The 1,926-nt window shown below is 74.7% G+C and carries 3 protein-coding genes; all 3 read left to right on the top strand.

Translation table 11 applies throughout. From position 1 onward, the window contains the following. Positions 1-685, top strand: a 685-nt coding sequence (locus EYA84_RS31270; RefSeq protein WP_131057784.1) for a VWA domain-containing protein, incomplete at its 5' end; no start/stop codon positions are given. Then, entirely contained in the window at positions 685-1,299 is a 615-nt protein-coding gene (cobO, locus tag EYA84_RS31275; protein WP_131057785.1) for a cob(I)yrinic acid a,c-diamide adenosyltransferase, read from the top strand. The genes EYA84_RS31270 and cobO, both read left to right, overlap by 1 nt. Next, positions 1,293-1,926 (top strand): cobyrinate a,c-diamide synthase (locus tag EYA84_RS31280; protein ID WP_131057786.1); only part of this gene is annotated, 634 nt, incomplete at its 3' end. The genes cobO and EYA84_RS31280, both read left to right, overlap by 7 nt.

The raw sequence follows: 1,926 nt of genomic DNA on the forward strand, positions 1-1,926 counted from the left end.
GGTGGCCACCCTGCACGCCGCCGCCCCGCACCAACGGGCCCGGGGCCGACAGGGTCCCGGCATCCTGGTCCGTCCCGGCGACGTGCGGTTGCCGGTGCGGCAGGGCCGCGAGGGCAACCTGATCCTGTTCTGCCTGGACGCCTCCGGCTCGATGGGCGCCCGCCAACGGGTCGGCGCGGTCAAGGCGGCGGTGCTATCCCTGCTGCTCGACGCCTACCAGCGCCGGGACAAGGTCGGCCTGGTGACGTTCCGCGCCACCGACGCCGAGGTGGCGTTGCCGCCGACCGCCAGCGTGGAGGTGGCCGCCGCCCGGCTGGCCACGCTGCCGACCGGAGGCCGCACCCCGTTGGCCGAGGGGCTGCTGCGCGCCCGCGAGGTGCTACGGGTGGAACGGATCCGCGATCCGCGACGGCGTCCGCTGCTGGTGCTGGTCACCGACGGGCGCGCCACCACCGGCCCGGACGCGGTGGGTCGGGCCCGGCAGGCGGCCCGCCTGCTCGCCGCCGCAGGCACCAGCACCGTGGTCGTCGACTGCGAGCAGGGCCGGGTACGCATGCGACTCGCCGCCGACCTGGCCACCACGCTCGGCGGTCAGTACCTGCCGCTGGAGGGGGTCGCCGCCGACGCGCTCACCGACGCGGTACGCGCCCACACCGCCGTCCGCACCGAGAGGGGTGCCGCCTGATGCCACAGGGCCAACCGGTCACCGTGCCGGACGACGGGCTGACCACCCGGCAACGCCGCAACCGGCCGCTGCTGATGGTCCACACCGGACCGTCGAAGGGCAAGTCCACCGCCGCCTTCGGGCTCGCCCTGCGGGGCTGGAACCAGGGCTGGTCGATCGCGGTGTTCCAGTTCGTCAAGAGCGCCAAGTGGACCGTCGGCGAGGAACACGCACTACGCGCCCTCGGCACGCTGCACGAGCAGACCGGCCAGGGTGGCCCGGTCTCCTGGCACAAGATGGGCGCCGGCTGGAGCTGGAGCCGGACCCAGGGCACCGAGAGCGACCATGCGGCGCAGGCCGCGGAGGGCTGGGCGGAGATCAAGCGCCGGCTCGCCACGTCCGCCCACGACCTGTACGTGCTCGACGAGTTCACCTACCCGATGAAGTGGGGGTGGGTGGACGTCGACGAGGTGGTGGAGACGCTGCGGCAGCGCCCCGGTCACCAGCACGTGGTGGTGACCGGGCGGGACGCCGATCCCCGGCTGGTGGACGCGGCGGACCTGGTCACCGAGATGACCAAGATCAAGCATCCGATGGACTCCGGTCAGAAGGGGCAGCGGGGCATCGAATGGTGACCCTCCCGCCCCGGCTGATCGTCGCCGCTCCGGCCTCGGGGCAGGGCAAGACGACGGTGGCCACCGGCCTGATGGCGGCCCTGCGGCGGCGCGGCCTGACCGTCAGCGGCCACAAGGTCGGCCCGGACTACATCGACCCCGGCTACCACGAGTTGGCCACCGGCCGCCGGGGCCGCAACCTCGACCCGTTCCTCCAGGGCGAGCAGCGGATCCTGCCGCTGCTGCGGCACGGCGCCACCGTCGGGGCCCCCGCCGACATCGCGATCGTCGAGGGCGTGATGGGCCTGCTCGACGGCGCGGTCGGTCGGGCCGGGTACGCCTCCACCGCCCACGTGGCGCGGCTGACCCGTACCCCGGTGCTGCTCGTGGTGGACGTCTCCGGTGCCTCGCGCAGCATCGCCGCGCTGGTGCACGGCTTCGCCACGTTCGACCCGCAGCTCACCGTCGCCGGGGTGGTCCTCAACAAGGTCGGCTCGGTGACCCACGAGGCGGAGATCCGCGACGCGCTGGCCGTCACCGGCGTGCCGGTGCTGGGGGCGCTGGGCCGGGACGCGACCCTGGACACCCCGAGCCGGCACCTCGGCCTGGTGCCGGTCGCCGAGCGGGCCGCCGCCGCCGCGCGTACCG

Source organism: Verrucosispora sp. SN26_14.1 (genome assembly GCF_004307965.1).
Classification (GTDB): Bacteria; Actinomycetota; Actinomycetes; order Mycobacteriales; family Micromonosporaceae; genus Micromonospora.

Bases quoted from the DNA above. Each gene is read 5' to 3' on its own strand.
- cobO (WP_131057785.1), top strand. From the start codon at position 685: ATGCCACAGGGCCAACCGGTCACCGTGCCGGACGACGGGCTGACCACC.